This window comes from Pseudomonas veronii, from assembly GCF_002028325.1.
Classification (GTDB): domain Bacteria; phylum Pseudomonadota; class Gammaproteobacteria; order Pseudomonadales; family Pseudomonadaceae; genus Aquipseudomonas; species Aquipseudomonas veronii.
This window is the reverse complement of the sequence record NZ_CP018420.1, coordinates 1,376,639-1,400,347: the sequence shown is the minus strand read 5'-3', so window position 1 is coordinate 1,400,347 and position 23,709 is coordinate 1,376,639. Positions and strand designations below refer to the sequence as shown.

Annotated in this window: 30 protein-coding genes; 8 read left to right on the top strand and 22 right to left on the bottom strand. The window is 60.3% G+C overall.

Annotation, left to right across the window (positions count from 1 at the left end):
* Nucleotides 1-270 precede the first annotated feature (270 nt).
* The gene (locus PverR02_RS06345) at nucleotides 271-1,377 is read right to left on the bottom strand and encodes an NADH:flavin oxidoreductase/NADH oxidase (protein WP_079442968.1); all 1,107 of its coding nucleotides are present in this window, start codon (nucleotides 1,375-1,377) and stop codon (nucleotides 271-273) included.
* Nucleotides 1,378-1,602: 225 nt separating this feature from the next.
* The gene (locus tag PverR02_RS06340; RefSeq protein ID WP_046384501.1) at nucleotides 1,603-3,504 is read right to left on the bottom strand and encodes a potassium transporter Kup; all 1,902 of its coding nucleotides are present in this window, start codon (nucleotides 3,502-3,504) and stop codon (nucleotides 1,603-1,605) included.
* A 313-nt stretch (nucleotides 3,505-3,817) separates the two neighbouring features.
* On the opposite strand from PverR02_RS06340, the gene rimO reads away from it, so the two are divergent.
* From rimO to tsaA, 5 genes are all read left to right on the top strand, one after another.
* Nucleotides 3,818-5,158, top strand: coding sequence for a 30S ribosomal protein S12 methylthiotransferase RimO (gene rimO, locus PverR02_RS06335; protein WP_046384502.1), 1,341 nt, complete (start codon nucleotides 3,818-3,820; stop codon nucleotides 5,156-5,158).
* Between the two features lie 115 nt (nucleotides 5,159-5,273).
* Nucleotides 5,274-5,747 carry a GNAT family N-acetyltransferase gene (locus PverR02_RS06330; protein WP_046384503.1) on the top strand — a complete coding sequence of 158 codons (474 nt, stop codon included), beginning with the start codon at nucleotides 5,274-5,276 and terminating at the stop codon, nucleotides 5,745-5,747.
* Between the two features lie 71 nt (nucleotides 5,748-5,818).
* Complete coding sequence (locus tag PverR02_RS06325; protein WP_017844672.1) at nucleotides 5,819-6,529, top strand: rRNA pseudouridine synthase; 711 nt, start codon at nucleotides 5,819-5,821, stop codon at nucleotides 6,527-6,529.
* A gap of 68 nt (nucleotides 6,530-6,597) precedes the next feature.
* Nucleotides 6,598-7,059, top strand: coding sequence for a YehS family protein (locus tag PverR02_RS06320; protein WP_017844671.1), 462 nt, complete (start codon nucleotides 6,598-6,600; stop codon nucleotides 7,057-7,059).
* 3 nt (nucleotides 7,060-7,062) lie between these two features.
* A complete protein-coding gene (gene tsaA, locus PverR02_RS06315; RefSeq protein ID WP_046384504.1) occupies nucleotides 7,063-7,758 on the top strand; it encodes a tRNA (N6-threonylcarbamoyladenosine(37)-N6)-methyltransferase TrmO in 696 nt (231 codons plus the stop codon).
* Between the two features lie 117 nt (nucleotides 7,759-7,875).
* On the opposite strand, the gene fpr is transcribed toward tsaA, so the two are convergent.
* Nucleotides 7,876-8,655, bottom strand: coding sequence for a ferredoxin-NADP reductase (gene fpr, locus PverR02_RS06310; protein WP_017844669.1), 780 nt, complete (start codon nucleotides 8,653-8,655; stop codon nucleotides 7,876-7,878).
* Between the two features lie 125 nt (nucleotides 8,656-8,780).
* On the opposite strand from fpr, the gene PverR02_RS06305 reads away from it, so the two are divergent.
* Nucleotides 8,781-9,707, top strand: a complete 927-nt coding sequence (locus PverR02_RS06305) for a LysR family transcriptional regulator (RefSeq protein WP_046384505.1) — start codon at nucleotides 8,781-8,783, stop codon at nucleotides 9,705-9,707.
* A gap of 3 nt (nucleotides 9,708-9,710) precedes the next feature.
* Here the strand turns inward: PverR02_RS06305 and PverR02_RS06300 are convergent, their stop codons facing one another.
* From PverR02_RS06300 to PverR02_RS06290, 3 genes are all read right to left on the bottom strand, one after another.
* Nucleotides 9,711-10,073: a diacylglycerol kinase gene (locus PverR02_RS06300; protein WP_017137081.1), complete on the bottom strand. Its 363-nt coding sequence runs from the start codon at nucleotides 10,071-10,073 to the stop codon at nucleotides 9,711-9,713.
* A gap of 75 nt (nucleotides 10,074-10,148) precedes the next feature.
* Complete coding sequence (gene erdR / locus PverR02_RS06295; protein WP_017844666.1) at nucleotides 10,149-10,799, bottom strand: response regulator transcription factor ErdR; 651 nt, start codon at nucleotides 10,797-10,799, stop codon at nucleotides 10,149-10,151.
* A 252-nt stretch (nucleotides 10,800-11,051) separates the two neighbouring features.
* Entirely contained in the window at nucleotides 11,052-11,771 is a 720-nt protein-coding gene (locus PverR02_RS06290; protein WP_026139758.1) for a tRNA-uridine aminocarboxypropyltransferase, read from the bottom strand.
* Between the two features lie 198 nt (nucleotides 11,772-11,969).
* Between PverR02_RS06290 and PverR02_RS06285 the strand changes: the two genes are divergently transcribed.
* Both PverR02_RS06285 and PverR02_RS06280 read left to right on the top strand, forming a co-directional pair.
* A complete protein-coding gene (locus PverR02_RS06285; protein WP_046384507.1) occupies nucleotides 11,970-12,410 on the top strand; it encodes a PA3611 family quorum-sensing-regulated virulence factor in 441 nt (146 codons plus the stop codon).
* A gap of 379 nt (nucleotides 12,411-12,789) precedes the next feature.
* Nucleotides 12,790-13,902, top strand: a complete 1,113-nt coding sequence (locus PverR02_RS06280; protein WP_046384508.1) for an LOG family protein — start codon at nucleotides 12,790-12,792, stop codon at nucleotides 13,900-13,902.
* A gap of 60 nt (nucleotides 13,903-13,962) precedes the next feature.
* Here the strand turns inward: PverR02_RS06280 and recX are convergent, their stop codons facing one another.
* The 16 genes from recX to PverR02_RS06210 all read right to left on the bottom strand — a co-directional run bounded on the left by recX (nucleotide 13,963) and on the right by PverR02_RS06210 (nucleotide 23,693).
* Complete coding sequence (gene recX / locus PverR02_RS06275) at nucleotides 13,963-14,430, bottom strand: recombination regulator RecX (RefSeq protein ID WP_079442967.1); 468 nt, start codon at nucleotides 14,428-14,430, stop codon at nucleotides 13,963-13,965.
* 8 nt (nucleotides 14,431-14,438) lie between these two features.
* Nucleotides 14,439-15,497, bottom strand: a complete 1,059-nt coding sequence (gene recA, locus PverR02_RS06270) for a recombinase RecA (protein WP_017844661.1) — start codon at nucleotides 15,495-15,497, stop codon at nucleotides 14,439-14,441.
* A gap of 83 nt (nucleotides 15,498-15,580) precedes the next feature.
* Nucleotides 15,581-16,081: a CinA family protein gene (locus PverR02_RS06265; RefSeq protein ID WP_017844660.1), complete on the bottom strand. Its 501-nt coding sequence runs from the start codon at nucleotides 16,079-16,081 to the stop codon at nucleotides 15,581-15,583.
* Between the two features lie 81 nt (nucleotides 16,082-16,162).
* Nucleotides 16,163-16,663: a lysis system i-spanin subunit Rz gene (locus PverR02_RS06260; protein ID WP_079442966.1), complete on the bottom strand. Its 501-nt coding sequence runs from the start codon at nucleotides 16,661-16,663 to the stop codon at nucleotides 16,163-16,165.
* Nucleotides 16,651-17,208: a glycoside hydrolase family 19 protein gene (locus PverR02_RS06255; protein WP_079442965.1), complete on the bottom strand. Its 558-nt coding sequence runs from the start codon at nucleotides 17,206-17,208 to the stop codon at nucleotides 16,651-16,653. Before PverR02_RS06255 ends, PverR02_RS06260 begins: the two co-directional genes overlap by 13 nt.
* A 22-nt stretch (nucleotides 17,209-17,230) precedes the next feature.
* On the bottom strand, nucleotides 17,231-18,241 hold the full coding sequence (locus tag PverR02_RS06250; protein WP_079442964.1) for a contractile injection system protein, VgrG/Pvc8 family: 1,011 nt from the start codon (nucleotides 18,239-18,241) through the stop codon (nucleotides 17,231-17,233).
* A gap of 12 nt (nucleotides 18,242-18,253) precedes the next feature.
* A complete protein-coding gene (locus PverR02_RS06245) occupies nucleotides 18,254-18,466 on the bottom strand; it encodes a tail protein X (RefSeq protein WP_017844656.1) in 213 nt (70 codons plus the stop codon).
* Nucleotides 18,459-18,842: a phage tail protein gene (locus PverR02_RS06240; RefSeq protein WP_079442963.1), complete on the bottom strand. Its 384-nt coding sequence runs from the start codon at nucleotides 18,840-18,842 to the stop codon at nucleotides 18,459-18,461. The genes PverR02_RS06245 and PverR02_RS06240 overlap by 8 nt, the downstream gene beginning before the upstream one ends.
* On the bottom strand, nucleotides 18,842-20,014 hold the full coding sequence (locus PverR02_RS06235; protein WP_079442962.1) for a hypothetical protein: 1,173 nt from the start codon (nucleotides 20,012-20,014) through the stop codon (nucleotides 18,842-18,844). Before PverR02_RS06235 ends, PverR02_RS06240 begins: the two co-directional genes overlap by 1 nt.
* 5 nt (nucleotides 20,015-20,019) lie before the next feature.
* On the bottom strand, nucleotides 20,020-20,145 hold the full coding sequence (locus PverR02_RS32855) for a hypothetical protein (RefSeq protein WP_017844653.1): 126 nt from the start codon (nucleotides 20,143-20,145) through the stop codon (nucleotides 20,020-20,022).
* Nucleotides 20,142-20,714 carry a phage tail assembly protein gene (locus PverR02_RS06230; RefSeq protein WP_046384528.1) on the bottom strand — a complete coding sequence of 191 codons (573 nt, stop codon included), beginning with the start codon at nucleotides 20,712-20,714 and terminating at the stop codon, nucleotides 20,142-20,144. Before PverR02_RS06230 ends, PverR02_RS32855 begins: the two co-directional genes overlap by 4 nt.
* A gap of 52 nt (nucleotides 20,715-20,766) precedes the next feature.
* Nucleotides 20,767-21,273: a phage major tail tube protein gene (locus PverR02_RS06225; RefSeq protein ID WP_017844651.1), complete on the bottom strand. Its 507-nt coding sequence runs from the start codon at nucleotides 21,271-21,273 to the stop codon at nucleotides 20,767-20,769.
* The gene (locus PverR02_RS06220) at nucleotides 21,273-22,439 is read right to left on the bottom strand and encodes a phage tail sheath protein (protein ID WP_017844650.1); all 1,167 of its coding nucleotides are present in this window, start codon (nucleotides 22,437-22,439) and stop codon (nucleotides 21,273-21,275) included. Before PverR02_RS06220 ends, PverR02_RS06225 begins: the two co-directional genes overlap by 1 nt.
* Before the next feature lie 2 nt (nucleotides 22,440-22,441).
* Nucleotides 22,442-22,615: a hypothetical protein gene (locus tag PverR02_RS32250; protein ID WP_167379480.1), complete on the bottom strand. Its 174-nt coding sequence runs from the start codon at nucleotides 22,613-22,615 to the stop codon at nucleotides 22,442-22,444.
* 85 nt (nucleotides 22,616-22,700) lie between these two features.
* Entirely contained in the window at nucleotides 22,701-22,937 is a 237-nt protein-coding gene (locus tag PverR02_RS06215) for a tail fiber assembly protein (protein WP_079442961.1), read from the bottom strand.
* A 9-nt stretch (nucleotides 22,938-22,946) separates the two neighbouring features.
* Nucleotides 22,947-23,693 carry a hypothetical protein gene (locus tag PverR02_RS06210; protein ID WP_227778875.1) on the bottom strand — a complete coding sequence of 249 codons (747 nt, stop codon included), beginning with the start codon at nucleotides 23,691-23,693 and terminating at the stop codon, nucleotides 22,947-22,949.
* Nucleotides 23,694-23,709: the final 16 nt, after the last annotated feature.

Sequence of the window (23,709 nt, the reverse complement as noted above, 5' to 3'; positions counted from 1 at the left end):
GACTGTTTCTCCTGATATCGATCAAAAACTCCGTGTGCCCATTACCCGCCTGCCGTGAAGCGCAATGCCTCGGTAGACAAACCGACTGGCTCCCTGGGCCAGAAATCAGGCGTACTCTAAGCGTAGAAACAATCTCATGACGTGTGGGATTTTTTTAGAGTATTCACTTAAATAATTGGGTCAGGAATAAATACCTACAGCCCTATCCCACAGCTCCTGGCAAAAAAAACCCACCGGATAAGGGTGGGTTTTGTTGGAACCTAAGAAGGCTCAATCCCTGAGATCAGATTCATGAATCGGCTGCTCCCGATGGGTCGCCCGCTGGTACTGGGCCGGCCAGGTCGCCTTGCGCCCGCCCAGGTCATCGTCGGCATGCAATGGCCAATACGGGTCACGCAGCAGCTCGCGGGCGAGGAAGATGATGTCGGCCTGGCAGGTGCGCAGGATGTGTTCGGCCTGGGCCGGCTCGGTAATCATGCCCACGGTGCCGGTAGCGATGCCCGACTCCTTGCGCACACGCTCGGCAAACCGCGTCTGGTAGCCGGGGCCGATGGGGATCTCGGCGTTGGCGGCGGTGCCGCCGGAGGACACGTCGATCAGGTCGACTCCCAAAGCTTTCAGGCGACGTGCCAGTTCCACGGTTTCATCGGGGTTCCAGCCGTCCTCCACCCAATCGGTGGCTGACACCCGCACAAACAGCGGCAGGTCTTGCGGCCAGACTTCGCGCACCGCTTCGGTGACTTGCAGCACCAGGCGGATACGGTTTTCAAAGGTGCCGCCGTACTGGTCCTGACGCTGATTGCTGATGGGCGAGAGGAATTGATGCAGCAGGTAACCGTGAGCGGCGTGGATCTCCACCACTTTGAAACCGGCGGTCAACGCGCGCTTGGCGGCGGTGACGAAGTCGGCGATCACTTGCTCGATCTGCGCCTCATCCAGCGGCCGGGGTTGCGTATGGTTCGGGTCAAAGGCAATCGGCGAGGGCCCCACCGGCACCCAGCCGCCGTCTTGCGGCTTGAGGCTGCCGTGTTTGCCGATCCACGGCCGATGGGTGCTGGCTTTGCGCCCGGCGTGAGCCAGTTGAATCCCGGCCACGGCGCCCTGGGCAGTGATAAAGCGCGTGATACGTTGCAGCGGGGCGATCTGTGCGTCGTTCCACAGGCCCAGGTCTTCGGCGGTGATACGGCCCTCGGCGGTCACGGCGGTGGCTTCGGTGAAAATCAGCCCCGCCCCGCCGACAGCGCGGCTGCCGAGGTGGACCAGGTGCCAGTCGTTGGCCAGGCCATCGACGCTGGAGTACTGGCACATCGGCGACACGGCAATGCGATTGAGCAGGGTCAATTGGCGCAGGGTATACGGTTCGAGCAACTGACTCATGGCGCACCTCTTCTTGGCTTTTTGGGCACTTCTGTAGGAGCGCGCTTGCTCGCGAAAGCCTCATGGGCGCCGCGTTTATCCAGGATCGACGCGTTACCGTTAAGGTTTTTCGCGGGCAAGCCCGCTCCTACACAACAGTGCTTAGAGCCTAGTCGACAACGGGGGATTGCACAGGGTTCAGAAGACAAAGCGGGAGCCGATTGCCGGCTCCCGTCCAACAACCGCTTACATTTCGACCTGGGTGCCCAGCTCGATCACCCGGTTGACCGGGAGTTTGAAGAACCGCAGGTTGCCGTTGGCATTCTTCAACATGAACGCGAACAAGCCTTCGCGCCAACGGGCCATGCCTTTGATGCGCGAGGCGATGACCGTTTCGCGGCTGAGGAAGTACGTGGTACGCATCGGGCTGAAATCCAGATCATCCAGGTGGCACAGCTTCAGCGCTTCGGGCACGTCCGGCTCATCGGTGAAACCGAAGTGCAGGATCACGCGGAAGAACCCTTCGCCGTAGGCATCCACCTCGAAGCGCCGTGCGGCGGGAACGCGGGGAATGTCTTCGTAGACCACCGTCAGCAACACCACTTGCTCGTGCAACACCTGGTTATGCAGCAGGTTATGCAACAGCGCATGGGGCACCGCGTCGGGCCGCGCGGTGAGGAACACCGCGGTGCCCTGCACGCGATGGGGCGGCTGCACGCGGATACTGCTGATAAAGATCGGCAGCGGCAGGCCGCCTTCGTCGAGGCGGTCCATCAGCAGTTCCTTGCCGCGTTTCCACGTCGTCATCAGGATAAACAGCACAATCCCCGCCAATACCGGGAATGCACCGCCCTGGACGATTTTCGGCACGTTGGCGGCGAAGAACAGCCCGTCGACCAACAGGAAACCGATCAGCACCGGAATCGCCAACACCGGTGGCCATTTCCACAGCAACAGCATCACTGCCGACACCAGGATGCTGGTGATCAGCATGGTGCCGGTCACCGCCACGCCGTAGGCCGAAGCCAGCGCGTTGGACGACTCGAAGCCCAGCACCAGCAGGATCACGCCGACCATCAGCGACCAATTCACCGCGCCGATATAGATCTGGCCCTGTTCGGCGCTGGACGTATGCTGAATGTGCATGCGCGGGATGTAACCCAGTTGGATCGCCTGACGGGTCAGGGAGAACGCGCCGGAAATCACCGCCTGGGACGCAATCACCGTGGCCAGGGTAGACAACACCACCAACGGAATCAGCGCCCAGCTCGGTGCGAGCAGGTAGAACGGGTTACGCGCCGCTTCGGGGTTTTCCAGCAGCAACGCACCTTGGCCGAAATAGTTGAGCACCAGCGCCGGCAGCACCAGGGCGAACCAGGCACGGGCAATGGGTTTACGCCCGAAGTGGCCCATGTCGGCGTACAGCGCTTCGGCACCGGTCAATGCCAGCACCACGGCGCCGAGAATCGCCACACCCATGCCAGGGTGGACCATGAAGAAACGCACACCCCACACCGGGTTCAATGCGTTGAGCACTTCCGGATGCTGGCTGATGCCATGCACGCCCAGGCCCGCCAGCACCAGGAACCACAACACCATGACCGGCCCGAACAGCTTGCCGATACGGTCGGTGCCATGTTTCTGGATCAGGAACAGCCCCACCAGCACCACCAGCGACAGCGGTACGACCCAGCGTTCAAGCCCTTCGAAGGCCAGTTCCAGGCCTTCTACCGCCGAGAGCACCGAGATTGCCGGGGTGATCATGCTGTCGCCGTAAAACAGCGCCGCGCCGATCAACCCGAGAATCACCAGCACCGAACGCAGCTTCGGATACGGCGACGCCGCTCGCCGCGCCAACGCGGTGAGGGCCATGATGCCGCCCTCGCCCTGGTTATCGGCGCGCAGGATGAACAACACGTACTTGATCGAAACGACCCAGATCAGCGACCAGAAGATCAGCGCCAGGATCCCGAAGACTCCGTCCTGGTTGACCTGAACCCCATACCCTCCACCGAACACCTCTTTAAGGGTATAGAGCGGGCTGGTCCCGATATCGCCATAAACCACCCCGACCGCTGCCACCAGCATGCCAATCGGCTTGGCATTGGAATGCTCGGCACCCGCTGCCTGACTACTTGCCTGACCCATCAACCACTCCTGCCCTATGACCTGAGGTCTCTTATAAACAACGCATCTAAGCTGACCTTAGCATGCGCTGTTTTACTTCTCGTAACAGACGTTTTGTTGACCCAAGGATTTCACCCGTTCGCAACGGCGCGAAGCATAGCGCAGCACTCGTCGTATTTCCCTGCATAAAGCTGGTCAAGTGCGTTGCCCGTCGCTAGAATTGCGCACTTTTTGATCAGAGGCACAAAAGCATGCTCTTTTACGAGCGCGCTAAGTGCCCGTCTACCGCCTTGTCGTGCCCGACTGGCGGCGTCATTCAATACCGAGGTTAGACATGTCCACCACCATCGCAAAAGCCAACCCCAAGGTCGGCTTTGTTTCCCTGGGCTGCCCGAAGGCTCTGGTCGACTCCGAACGCATCCTGACGCAACTGCGCATGGAAGGTTATGACGTCGTGTCCACTTACCAGGACGCGGACGTGGTGGTGGTCAACACCTGCGGCTTCATCGACTCGGCCAAGGCGGAATCCCTGGAAGTGATCGGCGAGGCCATCAAGGAAAACGGCAAGGTCATCGTCACCGGCTGCATGGGCGTGGAAGAAGGCAATATCCGCAACGTACACCCGAGCGTGCTGGCCGTGACCGGTCCGCAGCAGTACGAGCAGGTGGTCAACGCCGTGCATCAAGTGGTGCCGCCGCGCCAGGACCACAACCCGCTGATCGACCTGGTGCCGCCGCAAGGCATCAAGCTGACCCCGCGCCACTACGCGTACCTGAAGATTTCCGAAGGCTGCAACCACAGTTGCAGCTTCTGCATCATCCCGTCGATGCGCGGCAAGCTGGTCAGCCGCCCGGTGGGCGATGTGCTGGACGAAGCCCAGCGCCTGGTCAAATCCGGCGTTAAAGAACTGCTGGTGATCTCCCAGGACACCAGCGCCTACGGCGTCGACGTGAAATACCGCACCGGTTTCTGGAACGGCGCGCCGGTGAAAACCCGCATGACCGAGCTGTGCGAAGCCTTGAGCAGCCTGGGCGTGTGGGTGCGCCTGCACTACGTGTACCCGTACCCGCACGTGGACGAGCTGATCCCGTTGATGGCCGCCGGCAAGATCCTGCCGTACCTGGACATCCCGTTCCAGCACGCCAGCCCGAAAGTGCTCAAGGCCATGAAACGCCCAGCCTTCGAAGACAAGACCCTGGCGCGCATCAAGAACTGGCGCGAGATCTGCCCGGAACTGATCATCCGTTCGACCTTCATCGTCGGCTTCCCGGGCGAAACCGAAGAAGACTTCCAGTACCTGCTCGACTGGCTGACCGAAGCCCAACTGGACCGCGTCGGCTGCTTCCAGTACTCGCCGGTCGAAGGCGCACCGGCCAACCTGCTGGACCTGGCCGTAGTACCGGATGACGTCAAGCAAGACCGTTGGGAGCGCTTCATGGCGCACCAGCAGGCGATCAGCTCGGCGCGCCTGCAACTGCGCATCGGCAAGGAAATCGAAGTGCTGATCGACGAAGTCGACGAGCAAGGCGCCGTAGGCCGCTGCTTCTTCGACGCCCCGGAAATCGACGGTAACGTATTTATCGACGATGCCAGCGGTTTGAAACCCGGCGACAAGGTCTGGTGTACGGTGACCGATGCCGACGAATACGACCTGTGGGCCGAAAAGCGCGACTGATCGCATCAGGCGCGGATAAAAAAGTGAAAAAGCCCTGCTTCTGGACAAGATGCGGGGCTTTTTTAGGTCTATCGTTTTGCCCATCGACACCGAACATCCACAAAGGGCAGCGGGCATGCGTCAGCATTCGGTTATCCACACCCCAAAAACCAGCGACTACGCCGAGTTGGCGCGGATCTGGGAGGCGTCGGTGCGCGCCACCCATGACTTTCTACCGGACAGCTACATCACGCTGCTGAAAAACCTGGTGCTGACCCGCTACCTCGATGCGGTGATGCTGATCTGCACCAAGGACACGCGCCAGCGCATCACCGGGTTCGCCGGGGTGGCCGCGGGCAAGGTCGAGATGCTGTTCATCGACCCGCAGCACCGTGGCCAGGGCCTCGGCCGGCAATTGCTGCGTTACGCGATCGAGCGCATGAACGCCGATGAGCTGGACGTCAACGAACAGAACCCGCAGGCGCTGGGCTTTTACTTCAAGCAAGGCTTCGAAGTCATCGGCCGCACGGAGCATGATGGCCTGGGGCAGCCTTATCCGCTGCTGCACATGCGTTTGCGCCAGGTGCAGCAAGAGGCGCGTCGGGGCTAAATGAAATGGGGCCGGGATTAACCGCGCCCACACAGGTACAATAGCGGCCCCCTTTTGCTACGGCCCTTGTCATGACTGACCCCATACGCCTCTCCAAACGCCTTATCGAACTGGTCGGTTGCTCCCGTCGGGAGGCTGAGCTGTTTATCGAAGGCGGCTGGGTCTCGGTGGACGGTGAAGTGATCGACGAGCCACAGTTCAAGGTCACCACCCAGAAGGTCGAACTGGACCCCGAGGCCAAGGCCACCGCGCCAGAGCCTGTGACCATCCTGCTGCACGCGCCGGTGGGCGTGGATGCCGAGACGGCAATGGCGTCGATCAGCGCCGAAACGCTGTCGGAAGAACACCGCTTCAGCAAGCGCCCGCTCAAGGGCCACTTCCTGCGCCTGACCGCCAGCGCTGACCTGCAAGCCAAGGCCAGCGGCCTGCTGGTGTTCACCCAGGATTGGAAGATTCTGCGCAAACTGACCGCCGATGCCGCCAAGATCGAGCAGGAATACGTGGTGGAGGTCGAAGGTGACATGGTTGCTCACGGCCTGAACCGCCTCAACCATGGCCTGACCTACAAAGGCAAAGAGCTGCCGCCGGTGAAAGCCAGCTGGCAGAACGAAAACCGCCTGCGCTTTGCGATGAAAAACCCGCAACCGGGGGTGATCGCCTTGTTCTGCGAAGCTGTCGGCTTGAAAGTCATCGCCATCCGTCGTATCCGCATCGGCGGCGTGTCCATCGGCAAGGTGCCGGTCGGCCAATGGCGTTACCTGTCCGGCAAAGAGAAGTTCTGAGCCACTCCCCCTTTTTCGACACCGCCTGCGTGGGCGGTGTCCACCGTTGAAAACCAGGATTGCCCACCATGATTCACAACGACGTACTGCGCAGCGTGCGCTACATGCTCGACATCAGCGACAACAAGATGGTCGAGCTGATCAAACTCGGCGGCATGGACGTGACCAAGGAAGACCTGCTGACTTACCTCAAGAAAGACGAGGAAGAAGGCTTTGTGTTCTGCCCGGACGAGGTCATGGCGCACTTCCTTGACGGCCTGGTGATTTTCAAGCGCGGCAAGGACGACAGCCGTCCGCCGCAACCGATCGAAACCCCGGTGACCAACAACATCATCCTCAAGAAGCTGCGCGTGGCCTTCGAACTGAAGGAAGACGACATGCACGCCATCCTCAAGGCGGCCGAGTTCCCGGTGTCCAAGCCTGAGCTGAGCGCGCTGTTCCGCAAGTTCGGCCACACCAATTACCGCACCTGCGGCGACCAGTTGCTGCGCAACTTCCTCAAGGGCCTGACCCTGCGGGTTCGCGCGTAAGCCATGAGTTACCAGGTCTCGCCCGTCGGCTTCGTGCGCTCCTGCTTCAAGGAGAAGTTCGCCATCCCGCGCCAACCGCAACTGGCGCCTGCCGCCCGCGGCGTGCTGGAGCTGGTCGCGCCGTTCGACCACGGCGAGGCGGTGCAGGGCCTGGAGCAGGTCAGCCATGTGTGGCTGCTGTTTCTGTTCCACCAGGCCCTGGAAGACAAACCCCGCCTGAAAGTGCGCCCGCCCCGTCTGGGCGGCAATAAGTCCATGGGCGTGTTTGCCACCCGTGCGACCCATCGGCCCAACGGGATTGGCCAGTCGGTGGTGAAGCTGGACAAGGTCGAACCGGGCCGGTTGTGGATCTCCGGGATCGATCTGCTCGATGGCACGCCGGTGTTGGATATCAAGCCGTATGTGCCGTATGCCGACATTGTCGACAACGCCACCAACGGCATCGCCAATGGCACGCCGCCACTGATTCCCGTGCAATGGCTGAAGACGGCTCTGCACCAGGCGCAAGGCCACGCTCAGCGCCTTGCTGAACCGCTGGTGGCGTTGATCGAACAGTGTTTGGCGCAAGACCCGCGGCCGGCCTATCAAACACCCGGGCCCGAGCGGGAATATGGCGCGCAGTTCTGGGACGTGGATGTGCGCTGGCACTATCCCGAGGCGGGCGTCATCTGTGTGCTGGAAGTGATTGCAGCTAAATAAACCAAAAACCAATGTGGGAGGGCGCTTGCTCCCGATAGCGGCGGGTCAGTCACCGGATGCATTGACTGACACTCAGCAATCGGGAGCAAGCTCCCTCCCACATTTTTTTGACCGCGTTTACTTCTCGACGAAGGCGCGTTCGATCAGGTAGTCACCCGGCTCACGCATGCGTGGCGAAACTTTCAGGCCGAAGCTGTTCAACACTTCGCTGGTCTCGTCCAACATGCTTGGGCTGCCGCACAGCATGGCGCGGTCGTCCTGGGGGTTGATCGGTGGCAGGCCGATATCGCGGAACAGCTTGCCACTGCGCATCAGGTCGGTCAGACGGCCTTGGTTTTCGAACGGTTCGCGGGTCACGGTGGGGTAGTAGATCAACTTTTCACGCAGGGCTTCGCCGAAGAACTCATTCTGCGGCAGGTGCTTGGTGATGAATTCGCGGTAGGCGACTTCGTTGACGTAACGCACGCCGTGGCACAGGATCACTTTTTCGAAACGCTCATAGGTTTCCGGGTCCTGGATCACGCTCATAAATGGCGCAAGGCCGGTACCGGTGCTGAGCAGGTACAGGTGTTTACCCGGCTTCAAATCGTCAAGCACCAGGGTGCCTGTCGGTTTTTTGCTGATGATGATCTCGTCGCCTTCCTTCAGATGCTGCAACTGGGAGGTCAGCGGGCCATCAGGCACCTTGATGCTGAAGAACTCCAGATGCTCTTCCCAGTTCGGGCTGGCAATCGAATAAGCGCGCATGAGCGGGCGGCCGTTGGGTTGTTGCAGGCCGATCATCACGAACTGACCGTTCTCGAAGCGCAAGCCCGGATCGCGGGTGCACTTGAAGCTGAACAGAGTGTCGTTCCAGTGATGAACACTGAGGACACGCTCGTGGTTCATGTTGCTCATGTACGGGGGACTCCTGGAGATGGGTCTGCGCCAAAATGATAAGTGCGCAATTGCACAGCATTCTAATGGCGGCGACAATATCTGTTAACTGGATTATTAAGATAAGGGTTATCGGTTATATCGATATGCGATTTACTCTCCGTCAGCTGCAAGTCTTCGTCGCCGTCGCCCAGCAGGAAAGCGTCTCACGCGCTGCTGGCCTTCTGGCCTTATCTCAATCCGCCGCCAGCACCTCAATCACCGAGCTGGAGCGTCAATCCAGCTGTCAGTTGTTCGACCGGGCGGGTAAACGCCTGAGCCTCAACGCCCTCGGCCGTCAGTTGTTGCCCCAGGCGGTAGCCCTGCTGGACCAGGCCAAGGAGATCGAAGACCTGCTCAACGGCAAGTCTGGCTTCGGTTCACTGGCCGTCGGCGCCACGCTGACCATCGGCAATTACCTGGCCACGCTGCTGATCGGCAGCTTCATGCAGCAGCACCCCGAGAGCCAGGTGAAGCTGCACGTGCAGAACACTGCACATATCGTGCACCAGGTTGCGCATTATGAAATTGACTTGGGTCTAATCGAAGGCGACTGCAGCCACCCGGATATCGAAGTGCAGACCTGGGTGGAAGATGAGCTGGTGGTATTTTGCGCGCCTCAGCATCACCTGGCCCAGCGCGGTGTCGCCAGCATGGAAGAATTGACCCACGAAGCGTGGATCCTGCGCGAACAGGGCTCGGGCACGCGCCTGACCTTTGATCAGGCCATGCGCCATCATCGCAGCGCGCTGAACATTCGCCTCGAGCTGGAACACACCGAAGCGATCAAGCGTGCGGTGGAGTCGGGGCTGGGGATTGGCTGCATTTCCCGGCTGGCGCTGCGCGATGCTTTCCGCCGCGGCAGCCTGGTACCGGTAGAAACCCCGGACCTGGACCTGGCCCGGCAGTTCTACTTCATCTGGCACAAGCAAAAGTACCAAACCTCGGCGATGCGCGAGTTTCTCGAGCTGTGCCGCGCCTTCACCGCCGGGGTTCAGCGCAGCGACGAAATCGTGCTGCCGAACATTGCCTGAGGCTTAGATCAGGATCACGGCCCACACCAGGGTGATCATGGTCAGTGCCACGAATTGCGCGGCGCTGCCCATGTCCTTGGCGTTTTTCGACAGTGGGTGACGGTCCAGGGAAATGCGGTCGATGGCCGCTTCCACGGCCGAGTTGAGCAACTCGACGATCAACGCAAGCAGGCACACCGCGATCAACAGCGCCCGTTCGACGCGGCTGACATGCAGGAAAAAACTCAGCGGGATCAGGATGACGTTCAGCAACACCAACTGACGGAAGGCCGCCTCACCGGTGAAGGCTGCGCGCAGGCCATCCAGGGAATAGCCCCCTGCGTTGAAGATACGTTTGATACCGGTTTGACCCTTGAAAGGCGACATAGATGTAGGCAACTGAACCAAAGAAGTGGGAAAACTAGATCACGCAAAGTCAAAAAAGCGTGAATCGACAATAGCTTAATGCTGCGAAATTGACTCAAGTTGTTGCAAGAGCAACGCCGCCTGGGTTCGCGTTCGCACCCCCAGCTTGCGAAAGATCGCGGTGACATGGGCCTTGATGGTCGCTTCCGACACGCTCAACTCGTAAGCGATCTGCTTGTTCAACAAGCCTTCGCAGACCATGGTGAGCACCCGGAACTGCTGGGGCGTCAAGCTGGCCAGGCCATCGCGGGCAGCCTTGGCTTCGTCGGACACGTTGATCTCTTCAAACGCTTGCGGCGGCCAGGACACATCGCCCTCCAGCACCGCGCGCACGGCTTTCTGGATCTCTTCCATGGAGCTCGACTTGGGAATGAAACCGCTGGCGCCAAACTCCTTGGAGCGCACCACTACATCGGCTTCTTCCTGAGCCGAGACCATCACCACGGGAATCTGCGGGTATTGCCCGCGCAACAGCACCAGCCCCGAAAACCCATAGGCGCCAGGCATGTTCAGGTCGAGCAGCACCAGGTCCCAGTCGGATTTTTCGGTGAGGCGGGTTTCCAGCTCGGCAATGCTGGCCACTTCAACCAGACGGACATCGGGGCCCAAGCCCAGCGTTACTGCCTGATGCAGCGCACTGCGAAACAGCGGGTGGTCATCAGCTATCAGGATTTCGTATGTGGCCATTGATTAAATGATCCTGTTTTTTATGGCAGCCCTGATGGGTTCAGGGTTCGCCAATACACAAGGTAACGGCCAGGCAGCCATCACCACAGGGCATGCTCAACGTCAAAAGCACCTGAAACGACGTTGGAAATTCACGGTTGCGCCCTGATCGGCGCCCAGCATGCCCAGCGTAGCCTGGGTGGTCAAGCACTACGCCAATGGGCAGTTTAGCGGTTGTCGGATTTACGGTGCCATCATGCAAACGTCGTCTGGTTATACCGCCGGGATGTAGGGCGCTAGACGAGTATGGACGATATCCGTCGAGTCCAGCGGTAACTGGAACTTGGCGGCCAGATAATGGGTGCTGAACACGTCGAGGTAAGCGTCCAGCACTTCGCTGGCCGCGCCGTCGTCGGCCAGCTCCAGGCACAGCGCGGCGACTTCGGCGGTACAGAAATGATCATCCCGCTTGGAACGACGCAGTTTGTAGCGCGACAGCTGCTCGGGGGCCAGGCTGAGGACCGGCAAATGCTCCAAATAGGGACTTTTGCGGAACATCTTGCGCGCTTCGCTCCACGTGCCGTCCAGCAGGATAAACAGCGGGCGCTTGCCCTCCCCCACCTTGACCTCACTGACAACCCGTTCCGGCGCGACGAATTCGCCGGGGAACACGATGTAGGGTTGCCACTGCGGGTCCGCCAGCAAAGTGAGCAGCCCGGGGTCGACCTCGGTGCGTGACCAGGCGAACGCGCTGGTGTCGTCAATCACATCGGCGATCAGCCAGCCGGTGTTGCTGGGCTTCATCGGTTCGACGTCGTGCATCAACAGGCACATTGCAGACCGGGCCTGGACCTTGGGCCGCCAGGCACACAAGCAATACGCGGGGATCACCCGGCAGCCGGGGCAGCGCTCGGCACGCGACCCCCGATTGACGAAAGGCCTGATGGCGCGCGCCAGGCGCTGGGTACGCAGACGAGAGACGGCGTGGCTCATCGGATGCGCCGCACGGAAAGGAAAATCGACACTGGGGGAACTCGAGGAAGGCTTAAGTGGCCGCAGTTTACCAGAGCCACACGCACTTCCCAGCAATACGCCTGGCTGTACCGGCCAGGGCTCACCTATAATTGCGCGCCACTGAACGCACAGCCCAGTGGCTGGTCTATGCACCAGTAACCGAATCAGGAGAGTTTCATGCTGCGTTCCATGCTGCGTCTTGTCGCCCCATCCGTCGCCCTCGCGCTGGTCTTGCCTGTTGGCGCCCAGGCGGCCTCGCTGCTGGAGGCCCAAATGAACAAGAAGCTGCAAAGCGTCGCGGCTGAAAGCAACAAAGACCTGCCCCGGGAAATCGATGAAAAAACCCTGGAAGTCGCCTACACCGTTGAAGGCATGCAGTTGATCGATCACCTCAGCGTGCTGCCCGATCGTGCCGAACAGATGCGTGCCAACCCCAAGGCGGTGTATTTCCAGCTCGGACAAAGCGTGTGCCTGAACCACGGCTACCGCGAGCTGATGGCCAAGGGCGCGGTGATGCGCTACGAGATCACCGAAAACAAGACCAACCGCCCGGTGGCTTCGGTGAAATTCGTCGAAGCAGACTGCCCGGCACCGACTGCGGCGAAGAAGAAAAAGTAACTCGCGCATGCCCCCCGCGCGCTGCTGTCCAGTGGCGCGCAATTCCCTCGTTTGTGTTTGCCGCCGAACGCTGCACGCTGTGACGTGAGACCAATAAGCGGTTGCCAGCCAAGGGTTTTTCGGCCCATGATCGTCTCATTCCCACAACCCGCTCAGCCCAGTTCCCATGCTGTTCTGTAACATTTTCAGGGCAAAACAGAGTTGTCCTCCTGCCATGTGCAGTGCAAAGGTTTTTAAATCACAAGGAACATACAGAGTCGCGCTTTGCCGCTTGGCGAACACTGTGCAATGCCATGGGCATGCAGCGACACATGCAGTGTCGTGGCCACGGACGAATATTTCGCCGCCCGCCCAGGCTCTGTGAAGAAGGAGAAGTTGAATGCCTTACGAACCGAATGACCGCCTGCTCCAGCATTTTGAAGCAAACGGGGTCGACCTCACGCAGCAGGTCGAAGCTCAACTCCAGTTGATCGCACCCAACAGCCCGAATATCCCCCTTTATCGCGACATGATCCTCACCGCGCTACGCATGGCGCAGGACGACCGCAGCCGCTGGAACGCCAAAATCACCTTGCAAGCCATCCGCGAACTGGACCACGCCTTCCGCGTGCTGGAACAGTTCAAGGGGCGGCGCAAAGTCACGGTGTTCGGCTCGGCGCGCACGCCGGTGGAAAGCCCGCTCTATGCCCTGGCCCGGGAAGTGGGCGCGGCACTGGCGCGCTCCGATCTGATGGTGATCACCGGCGGCGGCGGCGGGATCATGGCCGCCGCCCACGAAGGTGCCGGCCTGGAGCACAGCCTGGGCTTCAACATTACCCTGCCGTTCGAACAGCATGCCAACCCGACCATCGACGGCACCGAGAACCTGCTGTCGTTCCACTTCTTCTTTACGCGCAAGCTGTTCTTCGTCAAGGAGGCCGATGCGCTGGTGTTGTGCCCCGGCGGTTTCGGCACCCTGGATGAAGCGCTTGAAGTACTGACGCTGATCCAGACCGGCAAGAGCCCACTGGTGCCGGTGGTGTTACTCGATGCACCAGGTGGCGGTTTCTGGCAAGGCGCCCTGGACTTTATCCGCAGCCAGCTGGAAGCCAATCGCTATGTGCTGCCCACCGACCTGAAGCTGATGCGCCTGGTGTACAGCGCTGAAGCCGCGGTAGACGAGATCAACCAGTTTTATGCCAACTTCCACTCTACCCGCTGGCTGAAGCGTGAGTTTGTGATACGCATGAATCATCCGCTCAGTGAGCGGGCGCTGGCTCAGGTGCAAAAAGAGTTCGCCAGCCTGCGACTGAGTGGAGACTTCCAGCAGCTCGCCTACACCGGAGAAGAGCACGATGAGCCGCAGTTCAGTCATCTGACGCGACTGGTGTTCAACTTCAACGGGCGTGATCAGGGTCGGTTGCGGGAGTTGGTGGACTACATCAACTTGCCGGAGAACTGGGCGCAGGCTCAGGGCAAGACACAACAACGGGTGGCGCCGGAGCCGGCGTGATTTTTGAGCAAAAAAAAAGGCCCGCTATTTTCATAGCGGGCCTTTTATTTTTTGCGTTGTTCAGTCGTCCATGTCCCGACCGCTGAACAACCGATTGATCATTTCCATCGAAAACCCGCGATAACTCAGGAAGCGCCCTTGTTTCGCGCGTTCCCTGGCATCAATCGGAAGATGCCCAGAAAACTTGCGACGCCAGGTATCTTCCAGCTGTGACTGCCAGCTGATACAGCACTCGCGCAGGGCGAGGTCGATGTCGGCGCGTTGCAGGCCGCGCTGGCTCAGCTCTTCACGAATTCGCGCCGGGCCGTAGCCGGAGCGCGCTCGGTAGGACACAAAACTTTCGAGGTAACGGGCTTCCGACAGCAGCCCTTCTTCCGTCAACCGGTCGAGGGCAGTGTCGATCATCTCAGCGGACGCACCGCGCTGACGCAGTTTACGCGTCAGTTCGACTCGACCATGCTCGCGACGCGCGAGCAGGTCCATCGCAGTGCGCCGAACGGCGACGAGTGTATCCAGCACAACGGTCATCGTTTGCTTCAGACGTCAGTGTCGACTTCTTCCATTTCGTCAACCGGCGCACGGTTGGCTGCAGCTTTCACGTCCGGCGCGGGGGTCAGCAGCTTGTCGCGGATCTGCTTCTCAAGCGCGGCGGCGACATCCGGGTTGTCCGCCAGGAACTTGGCCGAGTTGGCCTTGCCCTGACCGATCTTGCTGCCGTTGTAGGCATACCAGGCACCGGATTTCTCGACGAAACCGTGCAGCACGCCCAGGTCGATCATCTCGCCGTTCAGGTAGATACCCTTGCCGTAGAGGATCTGGAACTCAGCCTGACGGAATGGCGGGGCCACTTTGTTCTTAACGACTTTGACGCGGGTTTCGCTACCGACAACCTCGTCACCTTCCTTCACCGCGCCGGTACGGCGGATGTCCAGACGGACCGACGCGTAGAACTTCAGCGCGTTACCACCGGTGGTGGTTTCCGGGCTGCCGAACATGACGCCGATCTTCATCCGGATCTGGTTGATGAAGATCACCAGGCAGTTGGCGTTCTTGATGTTACCGGTGATTTTACGCAGCGCCTGGGACATCAGACGGGCCTGCAGGCCGACGTGCATGTCGCCCATTTCGCCTTCGATTTCAGCTTTTGGCACCAGGGCCGCCACGGAGTCGACCACGATCACGTCGATGGCGTTGGAGCGCACCAGCATGTCGGTGATTTCCAGGGCTTGCTCACCGGTGTCCGGCTGGGAAACCAGCAGGTCGTCAACATTCACGCCCAGCTTGCCGGCGTATTCAGGGTCCAGGGCGTGCTCGGCGTCGACGAACGCGCAGGTCGCGCCCATCTTTTGCGCCTGGGCAATCACCGACAGCGTCAGGGTGGTTTTACCGGAAGATTCAGGACCGTAGATTTCAACGATACGGCCTTTTGGCAGGCCGCCAATGCCGAGCGCGATGTCCAGACCCAGAGAGCCAGTGGAAATAGCCGGGATCGCCTGACGGTCGTGATCGCCCATACGCATTACGGCACCCTTGCCGAATTGACGTTCGATCTGACCCAGGGCCGCAGCCAAGGCTTTCTTCTTGTTCTCGTCCATTAAAGTCCTCACGTAATCAATAAGGCCTGACGGCCAACACCTGTATAAGTAGACAGTATTGTTCCACAAAGATCGGAGATCGCCTACCCCTGATTTTCTATTTCTGCTGCAGCTCGTCGCAACAAGCCCTCTAGCGCGGCCTTTACCGTTTGTCGGCGGACCTCATCGCGGTTGCCGGGGAAGTGCTGGCGCTCGGCCGTGACCTCGTCACCCACGCCGAACGCCAGCCATACCGTGCCCACCGGTTTTTCCGGCGAGCCGCCATCGGGCCCGGCCACGCCGCTGACCGCCACGGCAAAGCGCGCCAGGCTTTTTTCCTGGGCGCCCCTGACCATGGCCTCCACCACCTCGCGGCTGACCGCCCCCACTTTGCCGAACAGTGCCTCCGGCACATCCAGCTGCCGAGTTTTCTGCCGGTTGGAATAGGTGACATATCCCGCCTCGAACCACGCCGAACTCCCCGGTATGCGCGTGATGGCTTCGGCGATGCCGCCGCCGGTACAGGACTCGGCGGTGGTGACGTGGGCATTGAGCACCTGTAGACGTCGACCCAGTTCAGCGGCCAGTTGGGTGATTTCTTTCACGGAGGTCTCCTGGAATGAGCGGGCATTGGCCTACCCTACATGAGCCCATCGGCCATGCAAGTTGCAGCGTGCATCAAGACACTAACGCACGATGGCCCGCACATACGCCTGACAGGCGCGCAAGGCGATCACGGCGTTATCCGCGTCGTCGGTGATGGCGATAATTCGCTGAGCATGCGCCGGGTCAAGTCGGGCTCGCGTGGCTGCATGAACCACGCCGCCGGCGGCGGTGGCGGCAGGCATTGCGCAACCACTGGCGCTGTCGCTGGCGTCGAGAAGGACTGACAACCGCACATCAGCAGTGGCCAGGCGATCGCGCAGAGCGGCCTGATGACGTTGTGCATCGCTCAACTCCCGAGCATGTTGTTGGTCAATGGCGCTGAGTTGTTGCTCCAGGGCCAGCCGTTTGTCGTATTCGGCCTGTTGTTGACGCAAGGCCGCCTGATTTTGCTGACTGAGCGCCTGGGCATGAGCAGTTGATTGCCGCTCCATCTGCGCACCCAATCGCCAGGCCTGCACCTGCCAAGTCAGCGCCACCAACAGGCACACACCGATCAGGCGCCAAGCCCCTAGGAAACGCATAACACCGCCTTCGCCCGTGCCCACAGCTGCAGGCGGTTTTCCAAACCATTGAGCCCGCCGTTGATACGCCGAGTGATGGTGGTGAACTGGTCGTTGTCCGCCAGTTCGTTCAGGCCGTTGCTTTGCCAGAACCAGGCGGCGGATTCGGCGGCCCATTGCGGCTGCTCCAACAGTTCCGGTTGCAGCAGCAGGCGCTCATCGCCAAACAGCGCTTGGCTGCAGATTAAATAGTTGCGACGCCCGGTGACCTGAATCAGCCCCCTGCCCCGGTACTTCTGGCCGTCGCCATCCGCGTCGGCGGTGTTGCCCAGGCGAACGGCCAGGCTGCCGGTGTCGTATTTGCTCAGGTATTGATCGCTGCCCAGTTCGCGGACGTAGTGCAACTCGCCGGATTCGTGGCCGATCTGGGCGAGGCAGGCGGCGAGGCGTTTCGGATTGTCGATCGCGTAGCGAGCGAATGCCGCATTTAACGGGGATAGAAAAATGCCCGCGCTGAGGCGGGCGCCCGGCATGATGTAAAGAAGCTGGGGCAGTGTTATCAGCATGGTGCCTACTCCGTAAAAGGTACTACGCCGACAACCCGCCGGCCGTGACCGAACTGCGATAGCCCGTCACCGGGTCACCGACATGCGTCACCTTGGTGATCGACCAGCGCCCCTGCATGTAGGAAGGCCAGGTGTCATCCAGCAGCAACAGCCCTTCGGCCGATAACAGCGGGTTCCCCGGACAATCGATCTGCAGCTTGAGGTCTTCACGGCCCACGCGGCGCAATTCACCCTCAGCCACCGCCCGCGCCTCGGCTTCGTTCTGGCAGCGCTGGCGCAAGGTCTTGAAGGGCGCAACCCCGACCTGAACCACCCGCTGCTTGCCCGCGGCGGCATCCCACCAGGTGACGCGGCTGCCCTGGTATTTGGCGCGCGAGGTTTCGTCGAGCTTGGCGGTGATGAATGCTTGATCGCCGGGGCGATTGTCCTCGGTGACCGACAGTGTCACGTCCGGCAGTTGCTGGCCGGAGAGTGACTTGACCTGCCCGGCCTCGGCGAGCACGTACAGTTCGTTGATCGGTTTGGTGACGGCGCCATAACGTTTGGCAAGGCGGGTGATGAACGCCATGTCGCTTTCATTGGATTGGTCGATGTGGGCAATCGCAATGCCCTCCAGCGCCGGTGCCACCCTCGGCGAATAGCCGTGGCGGCTGACCAGCTGGCGAAACAGCGCGCCCAGGGTGATCGGTCCATAACTGGCGGATCGACGCTGGCGGTAACCACTGGCATCGCCCGCGCTGAAGGGCGCCGCGGTGGCGACGATCAGCAAGCGCATGGGAAACAGCACCGGCGTGCGCTGGGTAATGACAAATTCGCCTTTTTCCACCAAGCCGGACTCTTGATAACCGACGCGCAAACCGATCTTGCCACTCAGGCTGGGCAGGCCCTCCAGGCCCTCGATGTTGAGCGTCAGTTCAAGGCGGTCGGACTCAAGGCCCGCCGCGTCGGTATGGCTCCAGTGCATCAGACGTTGATTGAGCAGCGCCGCGTTGGCGCCATAGAACTCCACAATGGGCGTAAATCCCTGAGCCATGTAGCCTCCTTCTTAATCCCACGCCGAAACGAGGCGCAACGCCGCCGGCCGCGAAGCCATTTCGGGCACGATCACCCACACGCCAGCCGGTAGCACCGGGCCGTATTCGGCAAGCGTGGGGTTCAAGCGCCAGAGGGTTTCTTCCGCGGCATCATCGCAACGCCCCAGCTCGCGGTAGAGCAGCAGGTTGACCGAATCACCGGCAATACTTCGCACTCTACGCATTGATGAATTCCTCCAATTCAAGGCTCCAGGTCATGAGCATGGCGGTACCGTCATCGATCACGTTGCTTTGGGTTTCCATCACCGAATTGATCCGCCACAGGCCCCAGTTGCGGCCAATGCCATCCACCAGTGGCAGCGGCACGCGTAGATTTTGCAGGGCGCGCAACTCGTCCAGGCGTTGCATGCCCACGCCGTACATCGCCGTGCCGCTGAAGGTGAGTTTTTCCAGCTTCTGACCGTTCTGTCGCGACTGCGGTTTGCTCGCGATAATCGTCAGGTCAGCCCAGCCGCCGTCACTGTTACGGGTCAGCGAGGAATAGGCAAACCCACGGGACAGCCCAAAAATAAAATCGCCCAGCACCATCTGTTGTCGCATCAATCACCTCCTGGATCGGCCAGTGCCGCATTGCGCCGAACCCCGAGGGTGTCGGAGAGCATCGGCAGGCATTGGAATTGCAGAGCCTGGATCACCTGATTGACCACCTGCTGGGCATCGGCGGGGTTGACGCCGGTGATCTGGATGCTGGGGGCCAGGGTGACTTGCACGTTGTCCGTGCGTGCGCTGTTGAGTTCCTTGCTGACGGCATTGGGTGCGGGTAGGCGGTCAGCGGGGCTGAACAGTTTGTCCCCAAGCCAAGCGCCCGCTTCGCTGCCGAGCAAGCCGCCGATTGCGCCGCCTACAGCCGTGCCGATGCCAGGCAAAACCAGAGTGCCAATGGCCGCGCCGGCAGAGGCGCCGGCCCAGGCACCACCGGCCGTAGACAGGCCGGTGGTGACTGCTTTTGCGTCGCCATCGCGTATGCCCTGGATCACATTGATGGCGGTGTCGGCATACTTCAACGGGCCGAGGCCACGGGGGACGGGCAACTCCCGCCACCGCGTCGACTTGGCGGTTTTTTTCGCGGAAGTCTTTTTCCCGCCAGAACGCTCATAGCCAGGCGGCAAGATGATGCTCGGGGTAACGGCGCCACGAAGAGACTCGCCGCTGCAGCAGCAGTCCTTGTCTTTGTCTTTGTCTTTGTCTTTGTCGTCTTTAAGCCACTTGCCGGCTTTGGGAAACTTTTGCGCCAGTGCATCGATGGCCTTGCCCGAGACCCTGCTCTTGGCCGTATCCCACAAACTCGAGCCCACATCCTTGGCAATGGTCTTCGCCGCATCGGCCCCGAACTGCAGGCTTTTGTCGACCCAGGAGTCTGCGGCCGGCGACGGCTCCTTGGGTTGACTGTTCTGCGCCTGCGAGGCGCTATCGACCGTCCTGAGCGCCAGTGAATCACTGGTAATGAATAATGTGCTGTTGAGCGTTTCCAACGTCTCGCGCAACCGCACTTGCTCAAGGGTCAAGGCGTTGATATCCAGGCTCACCGTGACCAGCGCCAGACCGAGTTCCGACGATGGCTGCGGTTCGGCATCCAGGCTGGAAGGCCCGACAAAACTATCAGGAAGGGGGCTCAGCACACTGTTGAGTGTCGCCTCGTTGGACAGGGCCGCAAAGGTCATCCAGCGCTTGTCTTCTTCGGCGAGTCTGATCTCGTATTGAGTCTCTTGCATCCCGCTTACTCCTGTTTGACGCCAAGGCGAGTGATCGCGATGTCGTAGCGGCGCAGTGCTTTTCCGGCGTCCCAGTCGAGGATTTCCGCTTCATTGACCGAGTAAATCAGCGGCACCACGTCGAGGATCACTTCGATGTCGCGCTCCGAAAGAAGTCCGCCGGTTTGTTTAAAAAATCATCGATGCGCTCCTGCAATTCCGTCCAGTCAGGCACGGTCAGGCCGGCCAGGTCGGGGATCATCAGGCCAGTGCAGTGGGCGGTGATGAACTCGGCGCGCTCTTTGTTGGTGGCGAGTTTTTTCATCACTTTGGTCGCGCGCAGGGCGGGCATTTCCAGGGGCAGCTCGGTCCAGGTGCGGCCGGCCGCGTCGAGGGGCAACAGCAGGTGGACGGGCTGGTCGTGGGTCGCAGCTTCGGGCGCTTGCAGGAAGAATGACGCCGGGCGCGTCGACATCTCATGTACGTATTGGGCGATGCTCACGTAGTCCGGGCGCTTGAGTTGGTCGAGCTCTTTTTCCGACAGGCCGGTGGCGAGTTTCGCCAGTTCGAAGAACTGGTCGTCCTCGTCATCACCGGCCCGGGCCAGCGCGTCTTTTTGCGCGGCGTAGTACAGCGGTTTGAGTTGCACCTGCTCGATCGTCGCGCCGGTGTCGGCGGTGATCGGGGCCAGCAGGAGGTGCAGCGGTGGCATCCAGGCCATGGGGCAATTCCTTGGTCAAGTATGGGGGCGAGCGAGCCCGCCCCCGGGGGGGTTACGGCATCAACACCGCGCGGCGGGCGTCGCCCAGAATATCGACGCCGTTGAGGACGAACTTCTGGGTACGCACGTCGATGTCGATCACCGAAATGCCGTTTTCCAGGCGGTTATAGGTGCGGCAGGACAGCTCCAGCGTGGTGGTGGCCTTCTCGCCCATCTTCAGCTTTGCCTCCTCCAGGGATTTGAGCTTGCCGCCCACGGTGTGGTAGGTGAAGTAGGTCTTGCCGTCCTGATCCTGGCCGGCTTCACGCACGTTCAGCAGAATGTCGTCCCCCATCCGCACGCCCAGGGCCAGCATGATTTCCGGGCCGGCGCCTTGCAGGATCAGCTTGGCGTTGAGCACTTTGCCGCTCTTGGCCATTTCCTCGGCAATGAAGCGCCCGCCGGACATGGACTCCATGTCGAACTCGATCTTCGGCGGGGTGAACTCTTCCACGGTCGCGGACAGCGGCAGGCCTTGGAGGGTGGCCGCAATGGCCTGTCTGACTCGGTTGGTAAACATTAGAGAACGTCCTCCAGGAACTGCTCGATGATTTCATCGCGGGCGTTGAGTTGATAAATCATGTGTTCATTGGGCGCATAGCGGCCGTAGTCGATGACGATGAACCAGGTGCCGTTCTTGTACTTCTCGACACTGTTCAACTCCGGGTGCAGGTACACACTGCCGCCGGGGATGGTTTCGTCGGCGACCAGGGTTTGCAGCCAATCGTTGATGCGCTTGACCTCCTGGTCCATGAAGGACTTGGTGAGGTTCTTGGCCATGGCCTTCTGGCCGGCCTTGACCAGCTTGCGGCTGATGGCGTCTTCCAGGCCGACGTAGCTGATGAACTTGCCGGTGATTGAGCGGTTACCCAGCAGCGAAAAACCGCCGAGGATGGTGCGGGCGTAGTAGCTCACGCCGTAGCGGTTGAGCAGGTCGCCTTCGGTGGACGTGTCGAGAATGTTGTACTCGACCACGCGGGAAACGTCCTCGGCGAAGGTCACCTGATTACCCGGGCTTTCCCACTGCTTGACCTTGGCCAGTGCAGCGATGGCCAGGGACGACGGCGAAAGAAACACGTTCTTCTTCGCGGCCTTGGAGTACACCGACGGCATGTTGTGTACCAGCAGGCAGCGGTCGAAACCGAGATCGGCACCGCCCAGTTCGCCGCTGTAGGTCACCTGATCGGCAACAGAGGCGTCCTTGCCATCCAGCACCACACGGGCCTTGATGCGCTTGCCGAAGGCGGCGAACTCGCTCGCCACGGCCTTGGTGCCGGTGAAGCCTGGGGCGCCGATGATGGTCAGGTCTTCCGGCACACTGCTCAGGGCCGCCAGGCCAAGTTTGCGCCCGGTGACCGGTTCGTTACCGCCGATCACATGGTTGATCGTGTCAGCCGGGGTAGCGCCCTCCTCCACGATCACCACGTAGACCGGTACCTTGACCACTTTGAGGATCTGGTACACCGCCTGAAACAGCGTGCCCGCCTCACTGCCGGTAGGGTCCAGCAGCGCCTGGGTGGTGAAGCTGTTGATGCGGAACGGGGCGTTTTTCGGGATCGACGCGTGGGCATTCGGCGCGGTGCCGACCAGGCCGATCACGTTATCCCCCAGGCCACCCATGGCCTCGGGGGACTCAGTTGCGTTCACAGTGATGCCGTTGTGCTCGAAGTTCAAAACCTCAGCCATGATTATTCAGCCTTCTTGGGGGTGGTATTGAGGACGCTGGTCAGTTCCAAGCGGCCGGCGGTGCGCAGGGCGGATGCTTCGACGTCCAGCAGTTCCAGTTCCTGGCCAGCGGTGGACCAATGGCCGGCGCCGATGGGGAATGGGATGAGGACGGTGTAGGTTTGGCGGTTAGGCATGTGTTGAATTCTCCGGGTGGAAAACACCAAAGCCCCTGCGGGAGGGGCTTTGGGGAGACGAAAAAAAACCGCTTTCGCGGTGGGCTTATTTGAGGAACTCAGGCTTAGGCGGCCATATAACGGCGTCAGGATCGGCCCCCTGATTAGGAATATCTCTCAGGCCCTGCCGGTACGCCAAGAAGGCCGATTTATTTTTATCCTGCATTGGATAATCGGACATAGCCGCGTAGTCACTGGCGGACAAATCCTGATCACGAGCACTACGAATGATCTGCCATTTAATAAGTGGATGCAGCTCTGAAGGTACAAAAATGGGCTTCATAAAATATCCTTAACTCAACGCCAACATAGTTCCCCAATCACCTGGGTTGGTTACCACACCTGTGCATGCTCCCGCCAACATCACCTCGACGACACCCGAGGATGAAGTTCGCATAGGATGAAGATGATAATAAGCACCAAATAGTTCTGTTGGAGCAACGACCGTAGAACACCAACGCCACTTACCTTTTTCAGCACCGACACTCCAAGCGCCGGTAACACTGCCTTCCAACACCCGAACGAAAGCCCCCATGGTTATATAAGAGTTCAAAGGGATCGCACGCGTCCCATTGGAAAGTGCGGTATCAACAGTATAAGGAAATGCTAGCCACGGACCAACCCCAGAAGTTGCCCATTTCATTTGCCAGACATTCACAACGGTCCGCCAATATTCATTCGCCCTAATATCAAACCCCGGAAACTGCTCGCGAATATCAGCTTGAACTTTCAACATAAAATCCACATCCGCTTGCGGACGCCCGGTAGCTTGAGATTCAGTTGTGATTGAGCGCAGCTTAGTGCAGACAACCTCTCCATGAATCCCCCAGCCATCAATCAAGGTAGCATCAGCATTAGGGTACAAGTTAAAATTTTTCGTAACGGCCAACCGTGGTAGTTTACTCTTGAGATCTAAAAGCTGCGAGTCGTATGCCAAGCGAGCATTGGCGACTGCCTTATCTATCTCGTCAACTTTCCCAGTAACCACACCGGCCAGATTATTAGCCGCACTGACGACGGCAGCAAGCTGTTGTTCCATGCTCAAAATTATAACT